General features: G+C 73.8%; 19 protein-coding genes. 2 read left to right on the forward strand and 17 right to left on the reverse strand.

Annotated features, from left to right (window positions below):
- Window positions 1-31: 31 nt before the first annotated feature.
- Window positions 32-3,478 (forward strand): ATP-binding protein, encoded by a 3,447-nt coding sequence (locus ACIQMJ_RS28575; RefSeq protein WP_499764094.1) that lies wholly within the window; start codon window positions 32-34, stop codon window positions 3,476-3,478.
- A gap of 571 nt (window positions 3,479-4,049) precedes the next feature.
- Here the strand turns inward: ACIQMJ_RS28575 and ACIQMJ_RS28580 are convergent.
- The 12 genes from ACIQMJ_RS28580 to ACIQMJ_RS28635 form a co-directional block, all read right to left on the reverse strand.
- Entirely contained in the window at window positions 4,050-4,283 is a 234-nt protein-coding gene (locus tag ACIQMJ_RS28580; RefSeq protein WP_499764095.1) for a hypothetical protein, read from the reverse strand.
- A 1-nt stretch (window position 4,284) separates the two neighbouring features.
- The gene (locus ACIQMJ_RS28585; RefSeq protein ID WP_499764096.1) at window positions 4,285-4,905 is read right to left on the reverse strand and encodes a helix-turn-helix transcriptional regulator; all 621 of its coding nucleotides are present in this window, start codon (window positions 4,903-4,905) and stop codon (window positions 4,285-4,287) included.
- A gap of 158 nt (window positions 4,906-5,063) precedes the next feature.
- A complete protein-coding gene (locus ACIQMJ_RS28590) occupies window positions 5,064-6,155 on the reverse strand; it encodes an NAD-dependent epimerase/dehydratase family protein (protein ID WP_499764097.1) in 1,092 nt (363 codons plus the stop codon).
- Between the two features lie 31 nt (window positions 6,156-6,186).
- Entirely contained in the window at window positions 6,187-7,074 is an 888-nt protein-coding gene (locus tag ACIQMJ_RS28595; RefSeq protein WP_499764098.1) for an NADase-type glycan-binding domain-containing protein, read from the reverse strand.
- 1 nt (window position 7,075) lies between these two features.
- Window positions 7,076-7,624: a phage tail protein gene (locus ACIQMJ_RS28600; protein WP_499764099.1), complete on the reverse strand. Its 549-nt coding sequence runs from the start codon at window positions 7,622-7,624 to the stop codon at window positions 7,076-7,078.
- The gene (locus ACIQMJ_RS28605) at window positions 7,621-9,555 is read right to left on the reverse strand and encodes a putative baseplate assembly protein (protein ID WP_499764100.1); all 1,935 of its coding nucleotides are present in this window, start codon (window positions 9,553-9,555) and stop codon (window positions 7,621-7,623) included. The genes ACIQMJ_RS28600 and ACIQMJ_RS28605 overlap by 4 nt, the downstream gene beginning before the upstream one ends.
- The gene (locus ACIQMJ_RS28610) at window positions 9,556-9,963 is read right to left on the reverse strand and encodes a GPW/gp25 family protein (RefSeq protein WP_499764101.1); all 408 of its coding nucleotides are present in this window, start codon (window positions 9,961-9,963) and stop codon (window positions 9,556-9,558) included.
- Complete coding sequence (locus tag ACIQMJ_RS28615; protein WP_499764102.1) at window positions 9,963-10,268, reverse strand: PAAR domain-containing protein; 306 nt, start codon at window positions 10,266-10,268, stop codon at window positions 9,963-9,965. Before ACIQMJ_RS28615 ends, ACIQMJ_RS28610 begins: the two co-directional genes overlap by 1 nt.
- 25 nt (window positions 10,269-10,293) lie before the next feature.
- Window positions 10,294-12,069: a VgrG-related protein gene (locus tag ACIQMJ_RS28620; RefSeq protein ID WP_499764103.1), complete on the reverse strand. Its 1,776-nt coding sequence runs from the start codon at window positions 12,067-12,069 to the stop codon at window positions 10,294-10,296.
- Window positions 12,066-12,767 carry a CIS tube protein gene (locus tag ACIQMJ_RS28625; protein ID WP_499764104.1) on the reverse strand — a complete coding sequence of 234 codons (702 nt, stop codon included), beginning with the start codon at window positions 12,765-12,767 and terminating at the stop codon, window positions 12,066-12,068. Before ACIQMJ_RS28625 ends, ACIQMJ_RS28620 begins: the two co-directional genes overlap by 4 nt.
- A gap of 13 nt (window positions 12,768-12,780) precedes the next feature.
- On the reverse strand, window positions 12,781-13,206 hold the full coding sequence (locus tag ACIQMJ_RS28630; protein WP_499764105.1) for a phage tail protein: 426 nt from the start codon (window positions 13,204-13,206) through the stop codon (window positions 12,781-12,783).
- A gap of 36 nt (window positions 13,207-13,242) precedes the next feature.
- Window positions 13,243-13,974: a hypothetical protein gene (locus ACIQMJ_RS28635; RefSeq protein ID WP_499764106.1), complete on the reverse strand. Its 732-nt coding sequence runs from the start codon at window positions 13,972-13,974 to the stop codon at window positions 13,243-13,245.
- A gap of 643 nt (window positions 13,975-14,617) precedes the next feature.
- On the opposite strand from ACIQMJ_RS28635, the gene ACIQMJ_RS28640 reads away from it, so the two are divergent.
- Window positions 14,618-14,851 (forward strand): hypothetical protein, encoded by a 234-nt coding sequence (locus ACIQMJ_RS28640; protein ID WP_499764107.1) that lies wholly within the window; start codon window positions 14,618-14,620, stop codon window positions 14,849-14,851.
- An 882-nt stretch (window positions 14,852-15,733) separates the two neighbouring features.
- Here ACIQMJ_RS28640 and ACIQMJ_RS28645 read toward each other — a convergent pair.
- The 5 genes from ACIQMJ_RS28645 to ACIQMJ_RS28665 all read right to left on the reverse strand — a co-directional run bounded on the left by ACIQMJ_RS28645 (window position 15,734) and on the right by ACIQMJ_RS28665 (window position 20,615).
- Complete coding sequence (locus ACIQMJ_RS28645) at window positions 15,734-15,892, reverse strand: DUF6760 family protein (RefSeq protein WP_181320139.1); 159 nt, start codon at window positions 15,890-15,892, stop codon at window positions 15,734-15,736.
- Window positions 15,889-16,359 (reverse strand): hypothetical protein, encoded by a 471-nt coding sequence (locus ACIQMJ_RS28650; RefSeq protein WP_499764108.1) that lies wholly within the window; start codon window positions 16,357-16,359, stop codon window positions 15,889-15,891. Before ACIQMJ_RS28650 ends, ACIQMJ_RS28645 begins: the two co-directional genes overlap by 4 nt.
- A complete protein-coding gene (locus tag ACIQMJ_RS28655) occupies window positions 16,359-16,802 on the reverse strand; it encodes a phage tail protein (RefSeq protein ID WP_033440650.1) in 444 nt (147 codons plus the stop codon). The genes ACIQMJ_RS28650 and ACIQMJ_RS28655 overlap by 1 nt, the downstream gene beginning before the upstream one ends.
- Window positions 16,803-16,823: 21 nt before the next feature.
- Entirely contained in the window at window positions 16,824-18,341 is a 1,518-nt protein-coding gene (locus ACIQMJ_RS28660; RefSeq protein WP_499764109.1) for a phage tail sheath family protein, read from the reverse strand.
- A 138-nt stretch (window positions 18,342-18,479) separates the two neighbouring features.
- Window positions 18,480-20,615, reverse strand: coding sequence for an ATP-binding protein (locus ACIQMJ_RS28665; RefSeq protein ID WP_499764110.1), 2,136 nt, complete (start codon window positions 20,613-20,615; stop codon window positions 18,480-18,482).
- Window positions 20,616-20,619: the final 4 nt, after the last annotated feature.

The following is a 20,619-nucleotide window of genomic DNA, read 5'->3' on the forward strand; positions in this document are numbered from 1 at the left end:
GCGGGGAGTCGGACGAGAGGCGGAGCGCGGGATGACGGGCGCGTTGCGGGTCGAGCTGCTGGGCACGGTGCGCGCCTGGTCGGGCGAGCGGGAGGTGGACCTCGGCTCCTCGCGGCCGCGCGCGTTGTTCGCGATGCTGGCACTGCGCTCCGGCGGCGTCGGGCGGGACGAGCTCGTCGCGGGCGTCTGGGGCAACGACGCGCCGCCGACCGCCGAGGGCAGCGTCCACACCTACGTCTCCACGCTCCGCAAGGCCCTGGAACCGGACCGGCCGCGCGGCACACCGTCCCGCGTGCTGGTGTCGGTCGGCTCCGGCTACCGCCTGCTGGTGGACGGCGGCCTGGACGTGGCCGCGTTCGAGTCGTTGCGCGACCGGGCCCGGCGGCAGCTCGCCGACGGCGACCCCGCCGCCGCCCGGCGCTCGCTCGACGAGGCGCTGTCGCTGTGGCGCGGCGAAGCGCTGGCCGGGCTGACCGGCCCGTTCGCCGACGCGCAGCGGCGCAGGCTCGGCGAGGCACACACCACCGCCCGGGAGCTCAACGCCGAAGCCGCCCTGGCGTCCGGCGCGCACGCCGAAGTCGTCGCCGAGCTGGCCGCCCTCGTCGCCGAGGAACCGCTGCGCGAACGGGCGCGCGAGCTGCTGATGCTGGCCCTGCACCGCTCCGGGCGCAGCGCGGAGGCGCTGGAGGTGTTCCGCGACGCGCGCCGGGTCCTCGTGGCGGAACTCGAGGTCGAACCGGGACGACGGCTGCGCGCCGCGCACGAGCACATCCTCAGCGGCACCGACCCCGAGCCCGGACGCGACCCGGCCGTCGCCGCGCGGACCGGCCCGCCCACCCGCGACACCGGACCCGGCCCGGACGCCGAGCTGGTCGGGCGGGACGTCGAGCTGGCCGCCGTGCGGCGGGCCGTCGACGACGTCACCACCGGCGCGGGCCGGCTGCTGTGGATCGAGGGCGAACTGGGCATCGGCAAGTCCGCGCTGGTGGCCGCCCTGCTGGAGCAGGCCGCCCGCGCCGGCCACCAGGTCGCCCACGCGGTGGCCGACGAGCTGGGCAGCCGGTTCCCGCTGCGCCTCGTCCTGGACTGCCTGGGCGTCGACACCCACTCGCCGGACCCGCGTCGGGCGGCCACCGCCCGCGCGTTGCGCCAGGAACGACCCGCCGGGTCGATCTTCGCCGACTCCGACCCCGTGTTCGGCGCCGTCGACCGCCTGGTGGCGCTGGTGGAACAGCTGTGCGCGGACGGACCGCTGGTGTTCGCCCTCGACGACCTCCAGTGGTCCGACGAGACCAGCACCCAGGTCTGGCACCGGCTCACCACCGTGGCACGGCGACTGCCGCTGCTGCTGGTCGGCGCGGCCCGCCCGGTGCCGTACCGGGCCGAGGTCGCCCGGCTGCGCCGCGACGTCGAGTCGGGCGGCGGCGCGGTCCTCGACCTCGCCCCGCTCGCCGACACCGAGGTGGCGGGCCTGGTCGGCCGCCTCGTCGGCGCGTCCCCCGGACCGGGCCTGCGCCGCATCGCCGCCCGCGCCGGCGGCAACCCCCTGTACGTGCGCGAGGTCGCCGACGCGCTCGTCCGCGAACGGGTCGTCGCGGTAGACACCGGGATCGCCGACGTCACCGTGCATGCCCTGGACCGCGTGCCGCTGTCGCTGGTGTCCGCGGTGACCGGCCGGCTGGACTTCCTGTCCGACCCGACCCGGGAGGTGCTGCGCTGGTCCGCCCTGCTCGGCGGCGAGTTCGCGGTGAGCGACCTGTCCGTCGTGCTCGGCACACCCGTGTTCGACCTCGCCGCACGGCTGGAGGAAGCCATCGCCGCGGGCGTGCTGCGCGACGCCGGCCCCCGCATGGCGTTCCGGCACCCGCTCATCCGCCAGGCCCTGTACGAGGGGACGCCCGCCGCCCTGCGCACCGCGCTGCACCAGCAGGCCGCGCAAGCGCTCGCGGCGTCCGGCGCGCCCGTGGACCACGTCGCCGAGCAACTGCTGGCCGCGCCCGGCGACGTCGGCTCGTGGGTGGTCGACTGGCTGGTCGACCAGGGCCCCGCGCTGGTCTACCGCGCGCCGCTGGTGGCGGTCGAGCTGCTGCAACGGTGCCTGGGGTCGTCCGTGGCGCGCGACGAGCGCGACGCGACGTTGATGGCGCACCTGAGCAGCGCGCTGTTCCGGATCGGGCGTGACGCGGAAGCCGAGGAGCACGCACGCCGCGCGTTGCCGCGGCTGCGGTCGCCGGACCTGATCGCCGAGGTGCGGTGGACGCTGGCGTACATGCCGTACCGGGGCGCGCGGGCCGAGGAGGCGGTGGCGGCGTCGCGGGAGGCGCTGGCCGATCCCGTGCTGTCGGACATGTGGCGGGCCCGGCTGCTGTCGCTGCTGGCGCTGGTGCAGCGGGCGGGCGTCGGTGAGCTGGACGGTGCCGAGGTCAGCGCGCGGGCCGCGATCGAGGCGGGGGAGCGGGCCGCCGACCCGTTCGCCATCGGGCAGGCGCTGGAGGTGCTGTGGCAGGTCGAGGCGGTGCGCCGCGACTACCTGCGGGCCGTCGCCTACCTCGACCAGGCGCTCGACGTGGTCGGCACCGACGTGCTCCTGACCGACCTGCGGCTGTTGTTGCTGGACAACCGCATCTTCACGCTGCAGTGCCTGGACCGGCTGGAGGACGCGACGTCGGCGCTGCGCGACGCGTTCGAACTGGCCGGCCGCGGCACACCGGTGGCGGGCCTGCACCTGGCCGCCGCCGTGCACCAGTTCTGGCTGGGCGGGTGGGACGAGGCCGTGGCGCGGCTGGAGGCCGTCGTGGGCGACCCGGAGTTCACCGGCTTCGGCCTGCGGGAGGGCGGGCCCGTGCTGCTGCACGGGGTGGTCGCCCTGATCGCCGCCCACCGGGACGACGGCGCCCGGCTCGACCACCACCTGACCACCGGCCTGACCCTGCCGCTGGTGACCGAGGCGTACCGGGAGAACTGCGACTTCCTGATCGGGGCCCAGGCGATGGCGGCGGCCCGGGAAGGCGATCACGAGGGGGCGGTGGAGGTGCTGGGCGCGATCCTCGACACCCGGTACGCGGACATGATGCTGAGGCACCAGTGGCTGCCCGAGCTGGTGCGGCAAGCGTTGGCGTGCGGCGACCTGGCTACGGCGCGCGCGGCCGTCGAGGCGTGCGAGGCCGAGGCGGCCAGGGAAACCAAAGCCGCCCGCGCCGCGGCGGCGGCCCGGCGGTGCCGCAGCGTGCTGGCGTCCGACCCGGAGGGCCTGGTGCCGGTGATCAGCCACTACCGGTCCGTGGGACGGACGTTCGAGCTGGCGCAGACTCTGGAGGACCAAGCCGTGCTGCTGGCGGGCCGAGGCCAACCGAAAGACGCAACGACCGTCCTCGACGAAGCCACGAGCCTGTACCAAACCTTCGGCGCCCACTGGGACATCCGCCGCTCCGCCGCTCGGGTCGCCGAGGCTCGCGGCGGCGCGCCAAGGCCCCGCTGAACCCCGCCGCACGCCCACCGTTGGCCGCACGCAAACCGTCGGGTGCGCGCAAGCCGGTGGCCGTCGGCTGCTCGTTGGCCGTCGACAGTCCGTGGGCCGTTGCCTGCACGGCCTGCACGCGGGCCGTTGGCTCCGGACGGACAGTTCGCGGGACCACGCGGCCGGCTGTCGAACCCGAACCCGCACCGTCCCGCAGTGCGGCTGTCCTGCCCGCCGAGCCGCCGTGCGGCTGGCGGGTGTGTGTCCGCCGACCGGCTCCGGTCGGCCGTCTCGACGCCACCTCCGCGCATGGCCAGCCCGGGGCGCGGGTCTCCCGGGCCGTGCACACGCGCGGCTCGGGGGTCGAGGAGCGCCGTAGGGGCCGCCGCTGCGTCGCGGAAGCGGCGGGTGGCTGGGGTGGGTGGATGGCTGGGCTGGGGGTAGGCAGAGGGGTGGGGTCCTTCTGCGGCGGGGGTCTCCTTCCTGTGCCGTGGCGCCACACCTTCTTTTTCCTGGCAACAATTCTGCCATTTCCATTCATCCCCGACGCCTGTGCCACGTTCGGGTGATCTCCGGCGGCCACGGTCACGGCTCACGGTTCGGTCGGTTGGGGTTCCCAGAGGACCGCCGGGGCGTCGATCACGCCGTCCGACGACATCACCCACCGGGCCTCGCCCCGGCCCTTGGCCGCCAAGGCCGACGCCCCGGCCGACGCCCCGGCCGCGTGAGGTGCGCGGGACTTGGCGCGGAGGCCCCGCAAGGCCAGGTCGACCACCCGGCGCAGGGCGGCCCGGTCCTCGCGGACCGCCGGTTCGGACTCGAACATCTCAGATCATCCCCTTCCGAAGCGCATAAGCGACCGCGTGCGGCCGGTTGCGCAGGTTCAGCCGCGCGGTGATCCCGTAGAACACGTTCTTGATCGTCCGCTCCGAGTACGACAACCGCCCCGCGATCTCGGCCGTGTCCAACCCGTCCGCCATCAGCCGCAGCACGCTCACCTCCCGGGCCGACAGCCGGTCCGGCCCGCCCTCCGGGGCCAGCACCTGCTCCTGCAACCGCCGCACGTGCCGCAGCAGCTCCGCCACCATGTTCGGCGGCATCACGCCGCCGCCCGCCGCGGCCGACAGGACGCTGCGCAGCACCACCTGCTCGCTCACCGCGGCCCGCGGCAGGATCGCCACGATCCGGCACTCCACCGCCGTCAGCACGTCGGACTCGCCGACCTCGTCCACGATCAGCACCACCGGCGCGCCGACCTGCGCGGCGGCACGGCGCAGGCGGGTCACCACGTCCGCGCCCAACCTGCCGACCGCCATGACGACCACGTCGGGCTTGGCGTGCAGCGTGCCCTCCAGCAGCTCCACGTCGGGCCTCGAACCGAGATAGGTGATCAGACCCGTCATGCTCAGGTGATCCGCCGCCTGGACGACGACCCGGACTCGCTCCACCGCTGCCTCCCACAGTCTCGGGCTTGCACCACCGAGTCTGCGAGTCGCGGCTTCACGCGGTCTGAAACGCCTCTACAAGGATTCTTCACGCCCGCTGGACGCGATGCGGACCGTCGTGAAGAACGCCCCTGAACTGTCCACCGCACGAGCTCCGCCGGTCAAGGGCTCACCGGGAAGCCGTCCAGCCCGAACCGCTCCACCTCGACCCACCGCCGGTGCACCGACCGCACGATGTCGTCCAGGTCGTGCGCGGGCCGCCAGTCGACGTAGTCGCGGCGGAACTTGCGGGTGTCGGTGATCCAGCACCGCACGTCGGCGAACCGGTGCTCGGGCACGTACTCGAACGGCACCTCGTGGCCGGTCACGTACTCGTACCGGGCGATCAGCTCCACGATCGACGCGCTGCGCTCCCGCCCGCCGCCGGCGTGGTACACCTCGCCGGGTCTCGGGTCGAGGTAGTAGTGCCAGAACATCTCCACGAGGTCCCGCGCGTCGAGCACGTCGCGCACCTGCTTGCCGCCGTGCCCGATCACCGGGAACGCCGCACCGCGCACGGCGCTGCGCACCAGGTGCGAGAGGAAGCCGTCCAGCTCCACGCCCGCGTGCCCGGCGCCGGTCACGCTTCCGCAGCGGAACACGCCGACCCGCAGCCCCAGCAGCCCCGCGTACGACTGGGCGGCCAGGTCGGCGGCCAGCTTCGACACCCCGAAGAACGTCCGCCGCCCGCCGTCCGCGCGCAGCGACTCGTCGATGCCGTGCTCGTGGTACGGGTGGGAGGGGTCGATCTCCCACCGGGTCGCGGTCTCGACCAGCGGCAGGGAGTCGGGCACGTCGCCGTACACCTTCGTGGTGGACGTCAGCACGACCACCGCCTCCGGGCAGTGCCGCCGGACCGCTTCGAGGAGGTTCATCGTGCCGACGGCGTTCACGCCCAGGTCGACCAGGGGCTGCCCGGTGGCCCACTCGTCGCTGGGCTGCCCGGCGGTGTGCACGACCAGCCGCACGTCCGTGCCGTACTCGCCGAGCACGGTGGCGAGCGCGCTGTGGTCGCGCACGTCCACCCGGTGGTGCCGGTAGTTGGGGATGCGCTCGACCGCCGCCAGGTTGTCCGCGACGGAGCCCGCGGGTCCGAAGAAGTCGCGCCGCATGCCGTTGTCCACGCCGACGACGAGGTCGAACCTGGGCGCGAACGCCCGCACGGCCTCACCCCCGACCAGACCGGCCGACCCGGTGACCACTACCACGTCCATGTGCCGCTCCCGTTCTGTCTGCGATGGACACTCAGGGCCTGCGGAAGAACTCCACCTCGCCCAACGCGATGTGCCGCCCGGGTCCCTGCCCGGCGACGGCCCGCACGACCAGCCGCACCCGCACGACGTCGCTCACCGCCGTGTCGACGCGCTGCGGGCCGACCCGGTCGGCCAGCGGCAGCGGCACGGTGCGGTTGCTCCCGTCGGCCGTGGTGATGACCATGTCCAGCGCGGCGACCCGCGCCTGCCCGGTGAACGCCTGCTCCTCCACGCCCGCGCCCGTGTGCACCACCACCGACAGCAGCCGGAACGGTGACGCGAAACCGAACTCGACCGCGTCGCCCACCGCGGTCGCGCCCCAGTACCGGTTCGACAGGCCGTCCGCGGCCGCCGCCGCGGGGTGGCCGGGCACCTCGGCGGTGGCGGTGCTGCTGCTCGGGCCGACCGCGACCGGCGTGGACGTCTTGTCGCGCACGTCCTCGACCAGTGCCACGGCCGCCGGGTAGAACAGGATCGCGAGCACGACCAGCACCAGCACCGCGAGCAGCGCGGTGAGCCGGCGCAGCCACCGCGAGGTGTCGCCGTGCCACCGCGCCCGCCGTCGTCGCGCCTGCCCGCGTTCCCCGTCCGCCTCCGGGGTGAGCGGGGTGGCGCAGCGGCGGCAGAACCGGCGGCCCGGCGGGTTGGCCACCCCGCACGCCGGGCACGGCGGTCCGACGACCACCTCGTCCTCGACCGCGCTCGGCAGCGGTCGCCGCGCCTCCGGTCGTCCGGGTGGCACGGGGCCGGGCCGCTCCTCGGGGCCGGGTTCGTCGGGCCGCGGCGACGGGTCGGTGGCCCACCCCAGGTAGGTGCCGCAGTTGCCGCAGAAGTCGTCGGCGTCGCGCATCGGCGCGCCGCACTGGGTGCACAGGCGCATGTCAGTCCCCGTTTCCCGGCAGCACTTCGACGGCGCACGTGACGTGCAGCGGGCGCGCGGCCTCGACCAGCGCCTCCACCCGCGCCCGGTCCACCGCGCCGGACGGGCCCGGCCGCACCCGCACCGCGACGACGTCCGGCCGGGCGGGCAGGCCGGCGCCGGGCCGCGTGGACCACGTCACGCCCGGACCGTCGACCACCTCGGCCCGCACGCCCAGGCACAGCTCCAGCCGGGCCACGAGGCCGCGCGCGGTGCCGCGCAGCCGGTGCAGTTCGACGGCCCGTCGCACGGCTTCGCGGCGCAGCGGCTCGGGCCACGCCGGGTCCGCGTCCGCCGCCACCCAGGACGACAGCCAGGCCACGAAGTCGGCGGGCGCGAGGTCGGCGTCGAAGTACTCCGGCAGGTTGTCCAGGGTGGACAGGATCGCGGACAGCACCGCGTCCAGGCCGGAGGTGAACCGCTGCGCGAAGTCGTCCGCCGCGTACAGGGCGGGCAGCATCGCGCCCAGCGGGTACCGGCTGGGCAGCGCGGGCAGCGCGGCGCGGCTCACGACCCCGCCACCACGATCTGGTGCTGGTAGGAGAACACCAGCGCGTTCGCCGCCACCTCGACCCGGTCCACGGGCGCGCCCCGGACCCCGGTGATCGGGTCGGCCGGGAACAACCGGATCTCCTCCACCAGCCGCACACCCGCCACGCCTTGGAGCACCGCGAACACCTCGCCGTACTGGACCGGGCGGCCGAACTCCCACCCTGCGCCGTCCGTGCCGCCACGCAGAGGGTTGAGGTAGCGGTACAACGCGTCCAGCGCGTCCTCCCGCACCCGGTTGCCCTCCGCGCCCGGCGCGGCCACCCGTGCGACGACGGTGACGCCCTGGTAGCGGGGCGGCTCCACGACCAGCCGGGTGCCGAGCAGCCGCCGCTCGTCCAACCGCGCGGCCACCGCCGACACCACCTCCTCGGTGGGCACCAACTGCTCGAACCGCAGCCGGTCGCCCTGGTCGGCGACGGCGTCGGGCACCACGAGCACGCGGGCCGCGCCGGGCCCGTCGGGCAGGCACCGCACCCGGGCCAGCGACGGCGCGGCCAGCCGGGCGATGTGCTCGTGGTCCTCGGCCGTCACCGCCCGCTCCTGCACCCGCAGCTGGTGCGGCGCGCGGACCTTCGCCTCGGCCACGGTCTCGCCGTCGACGCCGCCGCGCGCGGCTTCCCGGTTCTCCACCGACGCCACGTAGGGCACGGAGCTGCGCAGCACCGAGATCGTGCCGCGCGCCACGTTGCCCGCCCGACCGCCGCCCGTGCGGTACCGGGGCACCTGCACCACCGACCCCTTGGGCGGCACCGCGCCGTAGCGGCGCAACGTCCCGTCGGCCTCGCGCACCGCGGGCGGGAACTGGAACTCGCCGCGCACCGCGTCCAGCACCACGTGCCGGTCGTCCGGCCCGGACGCCCCGAAGTGGTCCACCACGGCCCAGTCCTGCCACCCGTCGCCCGCCGACACCCGCACCACCACCGGGTCGCCGTCCAGCAGCACGGGGGAGCGCGGCACGGTGAACCGCTGACCCGGCACGCCCGCCGTCTCGCCCAGCAGCACGTCGCGCTCGGTCTCGGCGTGCTCGGCGGCGGTGGTGCCGCCGATGGTGAACGCCTCGGCCTGGCGCACGGTCGGCGACTCCGAGTAGAACGGCTGCTCGCGCACCGGCTCGGTGACCCGGCAGCGCACCCAGCCCGCGCGGTGCCCCGCCACCACGGACTCGGTGTGCCCGGCGGGCACGTGCAGCACCACGTCGCCGGGCCGGTTCAGCCCACCCGTGCTGTCCTCGTCCACCTCGCACGGCGTCCAGTCCTGCCCGGTCCACGCCTCCCACACCAGCGGCGGCTGCCGGGGGTCCACGCCGATGCCCTCCACCCGGCTGTCCAGCCGCAGCACCACCACGCAGCGCGGCACCGCGGCCGACAGCCCGAACAGCGTCGCGTCGCCGGGCGCCGGCGCGGTCTGGAAGCAGCGCACGTCCTGGCCCGCTTCCAGGTCCCGGGTGCGGTCGGCGTGCTCGCCCGACGCGGCCCGGGTGACCAGCCGCCCCACCGAGCACGGCACCACGGCCAGCTCGTCGGTCGTGGCGAACACGACCGCCTCGGCGTTCTCCGAGCGCGCGGTGGCGACCTCGGTGCCGACGGGCAGCACGACGGTCTGCGGCTGGGGCGCGGACAGCCGGAACGTGACGTCCGCCCGCGCGGCCGTGGGCGGGAACAGGGTGATGCCCAGCAGGTCCAGGAACGCCAGGTGGTTGCGCTCGGGCACCCGGTTGAGCCGGTAGACGAGCTGGTCCACCATCTGCGCGAACGTCTCGATGAGCGTGACGCCGGGGTCGGACACGTTGTGGTCCGTCCACTCCGGACAGCTCTGCTGGACGTACCGCTTGGCCTCGTCCACGAGCTGCTGGAACCGCCGGTCGTCCAGGTTGGGTGCGGGCAGTGCCATCTACTCCGCGCTCCCCTCGTCCGGGATGGTGTAGAAGGGGAAGACCAGGTTGCGCCGGTCGTTGGTGGACCGGATGGTGTAGCGCACGTCGATGTAGAGCGTGCCGACGTCGACCGCGTCGAACGCGACCACCACGTCGTCGACCTCGATGCGCGGTTCCCACCGGTCCAGCGCGGCGCGCACCTCGCGGGCGACGTGGCCCGCCGTGGTGTCGTCGGCCGACGCGAACACGTGCTCGTGGATGCCGCAGCCGAACTCCGGGCGCATCGGCCGCTCGCCCGGCGCGGTGCCCAGCACGAGCCGGATCGCCTCGGTGACCTCCTGCTCGCGGTCGACCATGCCGATGCCGCCGGTGGGCCCGGTGCGCAGCGGGAAGCCCCAGCCGCGCCCGATGAAGCTCCCGCTCATCACAACCCTCCGATGTGGACGGTCAACGCCCCGGAGAGGACGTTGGCGTTGCAGGTGGTGGTGTCGCCGACCCGGGCCGCGACGACCCCGGCGATGCGCACCTGGCCGGCGGGGCGGGGCTTGACCACGTTCAACGGGCCCATGACGGCGTCCTTGGGCACGACGCACACGTGGAGGCTGCCGCCCACCGCGGCGGGCTTGCCCTCGATCAGGACGGTGGCCACCACGGCGGCCACCGCGGCGGGCGGCGTGCCGATGGAACCGCCGTGCGACGTCTTGTCACCCAGCCGGGCAGCGGGGGGCATGCTGGTCTCCCTCGGTGTGGTGCGGTCAGTTGATCTCGACGATCCGGCCCTTGAGCACGGCCTTGACGCCGCCGTCCACGGACGCCTCGGTGGCGCCCCGCACGGACACCGACGTCCGGGCCTCGACCGACACGGTGTGGCCCTTCAGCACCAGGTCGCCGTTCCTCGCGTCGACCGTGATCCCCCTGGGCGTCATGCTGATGGAGCCGAGGACCTGCGCGCCCTGCGGCGTGCGGACCTCGATGTCCACGCTCCCGGTCTTCTCGTCCATCGTGATGTCCACGCGCTTGTCGCCGGTCTGCAACCGCACGCCGGCCGTCGTGGGGCTGTCCAGCAGTTCGAGCCGGTTGCCCGAGCGCGACACCAGCGACCGGCGGTTCACCCCGCCCTTCGTGGGGTCCACCAGCGGCACGTCGTGCGCCGACGGCTTGTCGACGCCGTTGTAGAGCCCGCCGATGACGTACGGGCGGTCCAGGCTGCCCTGCTCGAAGCCGACCAGCACCTCGTCGTTGACCTCCGGGCTGAACACCCCGCCGCCGTTGATGCCGCCCCACTGCACGGTGCGCACCCAGTCGGTGACGTACACGTCGTCCAGCCACGGGAACTTCAGCCGGACCCAGCCGCGCTGGCCGTTGCCCGGCTCCCGGATGTCGGTGACGATCCCGGTGGCCAGGCCCGGCATGCGCGGCGTGCGGGAGGCCGCGGTGCCGCCGAGGGCCAACCCGGCCAGCGACCGGTCCGGCGAACCGCTCACCGTGACCGTGCTGCGGTAGCCCTCGTGCGGGTCCAGGACGTGCCGCACCGACGTGGCGGTGTAGACGCCGTTGAACGCCTTGCCCGCGTTGGTCACCGAGATCGGCACGCCCGCCCGCAGCTTCGGGTGGCCCTTGACGACCGCCTCCACCTCGGCGTACCCGGCGCTGACCGCCGCGGCCAGCGACCGCGCGGCGACGTCGGTCTCCGCCCGGGTCGCGTACGGCGTGTCCGCGACCAGCATCGTGGCCCGCTTCCCGGCGACGGACGGCTTGAGCTCCGGCACCACCGTCGTGCTGCGGACCGCCGGCTCGACCGCGACCAGCGCCTTCTTGGTCACCACGTCCCAGGCCCGCACTTCGACCGCGTCCACCCGGTCGGAGCTGGTCAACGAGGCGCGCAGGGACAGCAGGTCGCCGTGCCGCAGCACCAGGGGGCTGGGCGTGCCCGCACCCGGCGCGCCCGCCGCCGGCGCGGGCTTGAGCAGCTCCAGCTTGCCGGTGTCGTCCACCTGCACGGACACCCCGTGCTCGTGGGCCAGCCGTTGCAGGAAGTCCCAGTCCGAGGTGCCCGCCTGGCTGAGCTGCGCGTACGTGACGGACGAGACCTGGACGCGGCCCACGGTCAGCCCGGCGTTCCGGGCGACCTTGCGCACCACCTCGGCGGCGGTGAGGTTGCAGAACGCCTCCACCCGCCGGCCGCGGAACAGCCGGTGCGCCATGCTCATCGCCCGGATCACGGTGAACGACCCGGTCGAGTCGCTGTCCTTCTCCAGCGCCGTGACCTCGCCGCCGAACAGCTGCTCCTGCGCCTTGGACTCGACCGCCACCACCGACACCGTCAACGGCGTGCCGATCGTGATGTCCGCCGACCTCAGCAGCTCGTTGTCGCCGTCCCGGTAGGTCAGCACCGCCACGTCGGGCAGCCCGACGTTCTCGTCCACCACGCAGCTCACCAGCCGTGTCTCCCACGTCTTCGTCAGCGAACCGGCCTTGACGACCGGGTCGGCCGCGAACGACCGGAACGACTTGCCGACCGCCCCCGTCACCGGACCTCCTCCACCGCGGGCACCAGCAGCTCCGCGCCCGGCACGAGCCGCATCGGGTCGTCGATGTCGTTCGCCTCGGCGATGACCCGCCAGGCCGTCGCGTCGCCGTACTCGCGCCACGCGAGCTGCGGCAGGCTGTCGCCGGCCACGACCCGGTGCACCCGGCGCGCCTCCCGCGACCCGGACGTCGGGTTCTGGCCGGGCGTGTCCTCACCGGCCTCCTCGATCGACAGCGAGCACGTCGCCCGCAGGGGCCGCCCGTCCACGTCGAACAGCGAGTAGTCCACCGACAGGTTCGCCATCACGCCGTCGAACGACGTGGTCTTCGACGTGCCCCACTCGAACCGCACCCACGGGCTCGCGGGCTTGTTCGCGGCCAGGCTCTTCTTGGTGGGCACGCAGGCCAGCAGCAACTGCTCCACCCTGGTCTCCACCGAGTTGTCGTGCGTGGCCGTGGCGTCGAGGAACACGTCCACCGACAGGCTGCGCGGCCCGCTGCCGAGGAATTCCGGCGTCGACGTCTCACCGGCCATGCGGGACGGGTTGCGCCGCCACTCCGTGTTCTTGCTCAGCGCCAGCGTGCTCGGGTTGAACTGGAACTTCACCGAGGCCAACACCGCCCCCGGCTTCGCGCCCGCCTGCGCCGGCGGTTCCATGATCACCAGCTGGGCGCGGGTGAGGCTCGTCTTGCGTGCCACGGCCGTCCTCCTCTCAGGAAGCGTCGATGCCTTCGTGGGCGATCTCCAGCGTCTCCACGGCGGCCTGGGAGCTGGACGGGTCGAACGACGGCCCCTGCCACCGCACCGGGACGATGCCCTGCACCTGCCACCCCGCGATCCGCTCGCCGTCCGGGGTGAGGGCCACGATCTCGCCGTCCTTGCGCTCGACCTTCTTGATGACCTCGTTGAGCCACTTGACGACCTTGGCGGTGTCCGCCGTGACCGGTCGGGTCAGCGTGATGTTGGACCAGGTGATCCGGGACGGGAGCTGCCAGGCGAACCCGTTGTTGCCGCCCTCGGTGAACTGCTCCACCTCCATCTCCGCGCCCATGCCGTCACAGGTGTGGAACGCGCCCAGGTCGTTGCCCGCTATCGAGAGCCGGAAGAAGACGCTGGTCGCGAAGAGCGTGTCGGACATCGGTTCCTCCTGGTGGTGGGCCCGGGTCGGGGCCGGTCATCGGCGGCGGTCGTGCAGGAGGCCGGCGCGTTCGCGGCCTTGGCGCAGCTCGGCGCGCAGGAGCCGGCCGACCGGTTCGAGCAGCCGGCGGGCGAGGTCGTCGAGGTCGGCGCGGTCCGGTGGGGGTGGCTTGGGCTGGTCGGCGTTCTTGCGCTGCTTGGCCTTCGCCGGCTGGTTCCGGGCTCGCTGGACGGTGGTCGGTCGCGTGGTGGCCTGCGGGGCGGCGGGCGCTCGCGGGACGGGCTTCGGCGGCGCGACGACGACCGGCGGGTAGGCCGGGGCGATCGGCCGGTCGGGTGCCACCTCGGGCAGGTCCACCGGGGGCGTTGGGCGGGCCACAGCGCGCTGCACGTGCGCCCTGCTCTCGTGCGCCGCGGAACTCCACCGAACCGGGACCGTTCGGGGTGTGGCCGGTGTCGGGCCGGTGGTGGTGGGGAAGACCAGTGGCCGTTGGGTGATCAGCGGTGCGGTGGCGGTGTGGCGCTGGACGGGCGGGCGGGTCAGGGCGACGACCGGCAGTCGTACCTGATCGGGTGACGGCAGGGGTGACGGTGGCGGTGGTGCGCTCGGCTCGGTCACCGCGTTGCGCTGCACCACCGCGCCGGTCGGGATCGCGGCGAGTGGTTCGCCCAGGGACGGGCCTGTTCCCGACTTCCGCTGGACGACGTTGTCCGCCGGACCGTGGCCGGGTTCGGGCGACCGGCGCTGCACCACGGCGGTGGCGGGCATCTGCGCGAGTGGTTCCCCCAGGAGCGGCCCGGATCGCGGTGCACGCTGCACGTCCACCCGGCTCCGCTCGTTGTTCGGTGCGACGGGCCGTGAGGTTCCGCTCGACGCCGTGGACGGGCTGGGGCTCTGAAGCACCGGAGTGGCTTCTCCGGCCGAAGACTCGGCTGATTCCGGCGGCGGGAGCGGCGGGCGCGTCGGTTCGGTCGGCGTGACTGCTGCCGGCTCGGCGAGAAGGGGCGCCGTCGGCGGGTGTGCTGTGACCGGTTCGGGGACCGTCCGGCGCTGCACCACCGGCGTGGCCATCGCGCCGGCGACCGGGATCGGCCGCAATGGCGTCACCTCGCGCCGTGCCACGGTCAACGGTGTGCCGAGGGGTCGCACGGGCACCGGCCCGGTCGTCGACCGCCGACCAACCGCCGCCCCCGGAGCGGCTGCCGACTTCCGGGCGACCACCGGCACCACAGTCTCCGCCGACCCCCGGGTGACCACCGGCCTCGAAGTCTCGGCCGGCCCCCGGGCGATCACCGGCCTTGAAGTCTCGGCCGACCCTCGGGCGACTACCGGCCTTGAAGTTTCGGCCGACCCCTGGCCGACCACCGGCCCCGAGATCTCCGCCGCCCGCTGCACGACCGCGGACACCGGGGTGACCGTCGGCCCCGCAGTTCCTGCCGAGTGCCGCCCGTCCGTCGGCACCGGGGTGGCCGCCGAGTACTCCGCGTCCACCGACCGCTGCGTGACCAGCGGCATCCGGGTAACCGTCGGGTGCTGCGCCACCACCGGTGCCGGGGTGACCGCGGGCTGCCGGTCGACCGGCGGGTCCGCCGGGTCCACCGACCGCTGGGCGACGACCGGCGCCGGCGTGGTCGTGGGCTGCTGAGTGACCGCCGGGACGGAGCCGGCCGCTGACTGCTCCTCCACCGGCGGCGTCTTCACCGACCGCTGGGCGATCACCGGTGCGGGGTCGGGCGATGGCTGCCGGGCGATCGGCGGCGTCGGGGTGTCCACTGGGTGCTCCGTGACCGGCAGGATCGGCGTGGCGGCCGACCGCTGGACGGCCGCCGGTGCGGCCGTAACCCCAGCCTGCTGCCCGACCATCCCCTGCCCGACCACCTGCTGCCCGAGCACCGGCACCGGGGTGGTCGCTGATCGCTCCTTGACCGCGGCCACCGGCGTAGCCACTGCCTGCTGCGAAGCCGGTGGCGTGACCGTGGTTGCTGCCTGCTGCGGACCGGGCGGCGTGACCGTGGCCCCTGTCTGCCGGGGAACCGGCGGTGTGGCCGTCACTGCCGACCGCTGTGCGACCGGCTCCGGCGCGACTGCTGACCGCTGCACAGTCGGCTCCGGCGTGGAAGTGGACCGTTGAGCGGTCACCGGCTCGGGCCTCACCGCCGCCCCGCCCCCCGACCCGGCCGCGCCGGAACCGGCACCCTCCGGTCCCGGCCGCAAGGCGACCGTGAGCCGGTCGTTCCCCGAGTGCGCGACGGGCTCCCCGGTGTGCCGGGCAACGCCGTGCATCACCCCCGCCGGGGCACCGGGCAGCACGGCGTGACCCAACTGCCCGCCGACCACGTGGTTTTGCCACGAAGCCAACCCACCCCGGAACCGCAGCCCGTCACCCACCGCGATGCCCGCCCGCCCGATCACGCCCTCCATCGGCCGGACCGCGCGCCAACCACCGGCCGGAGGACGTCGCACCGGCATCGACGCCGTCGTCCCGGCCGCCGGCTTGCGGCGGAACCTGTCCCAGAAGCCCATCAGGTCACCCCCCTTCGTTCACCCTCGTGTTGATCCGTGCGATCTCGCGGACCCAGCGCCTGCGCTCGTGGTGCTCCAGGTCGAGGATCTGCTCCCGTTGCCAGTGGAAGTGGTAGGCCACGTACGCGACCTCCTCGTGCAGCCGGTCGGCCGCGTACGTCACGATTCCCCCAGGCGACCACCGGCCAGGTCGACCTCGAACCCGCTGCCGCACGACGGGCACGTCACCCCGGCGCGGGTGTGCCCCTCGCTGTTGATCCGCCGGTAGAAGTCCTGCAGGAACGCGATGTCCGTGGCGTACATCCGCTCCACCACGCCCACGTTCACCTCGTCGACCGCGCCCAGCTCGGTGATCACCATGCTGAGCAGCAGCACGCTCAGGTAGCCCGGGTTCTCCTTGACCCGCAGGTCGATCTGCGGCCGCAGCTCGTCCCGCGCCGTCGCCAGGCGCATCCGCCCGGTGCGGTGGACGACGCCCTCCGCGTCCACGTACCCGCGCGGCAGCTCGAAGTCGAACTCGGTGCGCAGCGCGGGTTCCCGCGCCACCGCCGTCCGCTGCGCGCCGCCCGCCGGCTCGACCGGCTCGGCCAGCTCGTCCAACGAGTCCAGCCCGATCACCCGTCGCCTCATCAGTCCTCCAGGGTGATGTCCTCGAAGGTGATGGTCACCTTCTCGATCGCGGCGCTCGACTCGCCCGCCTTCAACGACGGGCCCTCCCACTTGCTGACCCACCCGTTGACCAGGTTCAGCCGCCGCTCGGTCTCGCCCTTGCTGTTCATGATCTCGATGGTGATGTTCTGGCGCGCCGTCTCGACGTCACCCTTGTTCACCGTCTCCTTGAGCCACTTGGTGAACTCCTTGCTCTTGTCCATCCCCCGGGTGACGGTGATCTCGCCGCCCTTGCGCGCACCGGGCTGCTTGCGCAACAACGGCTTGCCCTGCGGGGTCACCTGCGAGATCTCGACCACGTCCTCCTCGATGGTCACCCCGCTGACCTCCTGCAACGACTCGACCATGTACGCGCCGAGCTGGAGGCCGAAGATGTGGGTGGAGAGAGCGTCGCCATCTGCCATGGCTGGTGCCGCCTTTCGGTGCTACTCGTTGACGAGGCTGGTGTTGTCGGAGAACTGGGAGAGCCGGAAGACCACGAACTCGGCGGGCTTGACCGGCGCGACACCGATCTCGCACACCACCTGGCCGAGGTCCACCGACTCCGGCGGGTTGTTGTCCCGGTCGCACTTGACGTAGAACGCCTCGTCCGGCGTGCGGCCGAACAACGCGCCCTGACGCCATTGCTCGGTGAGGAACGCGGTGATGTTGCGCCGGATGCCCGCCCACAGTCGGTCGTCGTTCGGCTCGAACACGACCCACTGCGTGCCCAGGAGGATCGACTCCTCCAGGAAGTTGAACAGCCGCCGCACGTTCAGGTAGCGCCACGCCGGGTCGGACGACAGCGTCCGCGCACCCCAGATGCGGATGCCCCGACCGGGGAACGTGCGCACGCAGTTGACGCCCACCGGGTTCAGCAGGTCCTGCTCGCTCTTGCTCAGCGCGAGCTCCAGGTCCACCGCACCCCGGATCACCTCGTTGGCCGGAGCCTTGTGCACGCCCCGCTCGGCGTCGCTGCGCGCCCACACCCCGGCGACGTGACCGGACGGCGGCACGAGCGTGTTCCGACCGCCCGCCGGGTCGAACACCTTGATCCACGGGTAGTACAGCGTGGCGTAGCGGGAGTCGTGGTTCGCCTCCTCCATGCGCCACTTGTGCACCCGCTGCGCCGACATGCCGGGCGGCGCGTCCAGCACCGCGACCCGGTCGCCCATCTGCTCGCAGTGCGAGATGACGGCCGCCTGCACGGTCTGCACGCCCTCCAGGTCGATCAACCCGCGCTGGAAGGCGCTCATCAGGTCGGGCACCGCCACCATGGTGACCTCGTCCACGTTCTCCAAGCCGCCGAACCCGGTCCGCGCCGCCGCGTCGCCGACGTACTCCTGCGCGTCCAGCGTCACGGGCTTGGGCGCCTTCGGCGCGGGCAGCGCCACCGACTGCTTGTCCGGCCGGGCCAACGCGCTGGACGACCGCTCGGCGACCTCGATCAGCTTCGACCGCTCGGCCACCTGCGTCACCACGTAGTTCTTCAAGTTCCTGCGGGTCGACACGTCGAAGGTCTCCACGACCTTGTCGCCCTGGCGGACCAGCAGCTTGAAGCGGTCCTCCGGCGGGTTCTCGCCATCGGCGTCCGCGACCTCCACGGTGATGTCCGCACCGGCGGAGGGCAGCGCGGAGACCCGCAACCCGCCCAGCGCCACCGGCGTCGCGGCGGCGGGCTCGGCGTCCGCGTCACCCGCCGGACCACCCACCCGCACCACGTACGCCGCGCCGCCGCCGTTGGCGAAGTAGCCGTAGACGGCGTGCGGCAGGTAGGCGTCCTCGACGAAGCCGCCGAACTCGCGCACGTACTGGTTCCAGTTGGCGACCCGGGTCGGCTCGTGGAACGGACCTCGTTCGGCGAACCCGACGAAGGCCGCCACCGCGGTGCCGACCCCCTCGATCGGGCGCGCACCGGTCTGGACCTCCTCCACGTACACGCCGGGCGAGAGGTACTGCGGCATGGTCGCTCCTTCTCTGCTGCTGCGCTGAGGTCTTCCGGTCTGGCACCACAAGCCTCGCCCGCGCGAGCCGTCCACGGCAGGTCCGGCGGTCCCCGCTCCGGGCACTTCCGCTGCCCCAACGGGCAACCGGGCCCGGTGTCAGCCGATCGTGTCGGTCCGGCCGGTCGTGTCGGTCCTGTCGGCCGGGAGCCAGGGGCCGAACTCGCCCGCCAGCACGAGCCGGCCCAGCTTGCGGTACTCCTGCTGCACGGCGGCGATCACGTCGGCCATCCGCACCGGCCGTCCACCGGCCGCGGCGAGGTACGCGGCCGTCACCGCGCACGCCCGGATCGACCCGCCCGCCAGCTCGAACCGCTCCGCGCAGAACGCCAGGTCCACGTCGTCCGCCCGCGGCATCCGGTCGCCCAGGCAGCGGTCCCACAGCGCGAGCCGCTGCACGGCGTCGGGCACCGGGAAGTCGGCGATCACGTCGATCCGCCGGGTGAACGCCTCGTCCATGTTGGACCGCAGGTTCGTGGTCAGCACCGCGATGCCGTCGAAGGACTCCATGCGCTGCAACAGGTACGCCGACTCGGTGTTGGCGTGCCGGTCGTGCGCGTCGTTCACCTCCGAGCGCTTGCCGAACACGGCGTCCGCCTCGTCGAACAGCAGCACCCCGTGCACACCGGCGGCCTCGGTGAAGATCCGCTCCAGGTTCTTCTCCGTCTCGCCGATGTACTTGTCCACCACCGACGACAGGTCCACCACGTAGAGGTCCATGCCGACCGCCCCGGCCACCACCTCGGCCGACATCGTCTTGCCCGTGCCGGACTCCCCGGCGAACAACGCCACCACCCCGCGCCCCCGACCACCGCCGGGACGCATCCGCCACTGCCCGAGGACCCGCTCACGGTGCCGCGCGCGCATCACCAGCTCGTCCAACTGCCGGCGGGTCGGCTCGGGCAGCACCAGGTCGTCCCAGTCCACGCCCGGGGTGATGCGCCGGGCCAACTGCTCCAGTCCCGCGCCGTTCTGCGCCCTCACCCCGGCCCGCACGTGGGCGAGGTCCACCGGCCGGTCCTCCAGCAGGGCCAGCCGTGCCGCCGCCGTCACCGCGCGGTCCACCTGGTCCGTGCCGAGCCGGTAACCCGCCAGGTCCTCGACCAGTGCGGGATCGGCGGCCGTGCCCGTGACGTCGGCGAGCGCCCGTGCCCAGCGCTCGGCCCGGCGGTCGGCGTCCACCGCGGGGACGGGCACCGACACCACCTGCCGTGACGTCCACCGCGGGTCCCAGTGCCGCCGGCTGTGCAGGAGGAGGGGGACGTCACCCGCCTGCGCGATCAGGTCCCGGATCAGCCCGATCCGTTCGGGCAGCAGCGGTTCCAGCGGCCCGAACACCAGCCCCGCGCCCCGCAGCCGTGCTTCCCGGACCAGGGCGGCGAGGGGAGGGTGGGGCCGGTCGGCCAGGGCCGGGACGTCCAGCACGACCGCGTCCCGGTTCGACGCGGCCAGGGCGTCCACCGCCACGCGGGCCGCGTCACCGTCGGCGTCCCGCAGGTGGACGGCCCCGATGCCCGCGTCGAGCGCCTGACCGATCCGGTCGGCCAGCGGGTCGGTCGTGGGACGGGCGGGCGTCAACCGGGCGGTGTCGCCGATCGCCGGGTCGGGCTCGTCGTCACCGAGCAGGTGGGCCACGACCCGGTCGGGCACGCGCAACGTCCGCGACAACGCGGGCCGCTCGTCGTCCCGGATCTCCAGCAGTCCCGCGGTGATCAGGGGCGCCGACCCGGCGAACCGGAACCGCGCCGCCCCGGCCACCGGCAGGCCGCAGAGCTCCAACGCCAACCCGACCGTCGCCCGGCGGAGGGTGACGTCGTCGTTGAGGTAGCCGTAGAGCCGCTCGAACCGCGCGTCGACGTCCGGTGCCATGGCCACCAGGAGGAAATCGACGTCAACCGGTTCCAGGCCGAAACGGCGTTCCAGCACGGTCAAACGAGGACCGGGTTCAGGCACCATCGCGGCGAGCACATCGAGATCGGGCTTGGACACCTCGTCCTGCGGTGCCAACGGCTCAGCCCGCCCATCGAGCACCCGCCGAACCGCATCCGGCGTCAGGTAGAGCCCCCGGTGCGGATCACCGACCACCGGATCCTCCACCGCCCGCACCGCCACCGCCCGCCGGACCCGCCACTCCACCATCGCCAACCGCGCCCAGAGATAGGCCAGGTCAGCCGCCCTTCCCCCGCCCCCCGTCACCTCGACGGTCACCTTCGGCGTGGGTATCGTCGCAGTCATCGCA

This window comes from Actinosynnema sp. NPDC091369 (assembly GCF_044757065.1).
In the GTDB taxonomy this organism is placed as follows: domain Bacteria; phylum Actinomycetota; class Actinomycetes; order Mycobacteriales; family Pseudonocardiaceae; genus Actinosynnema.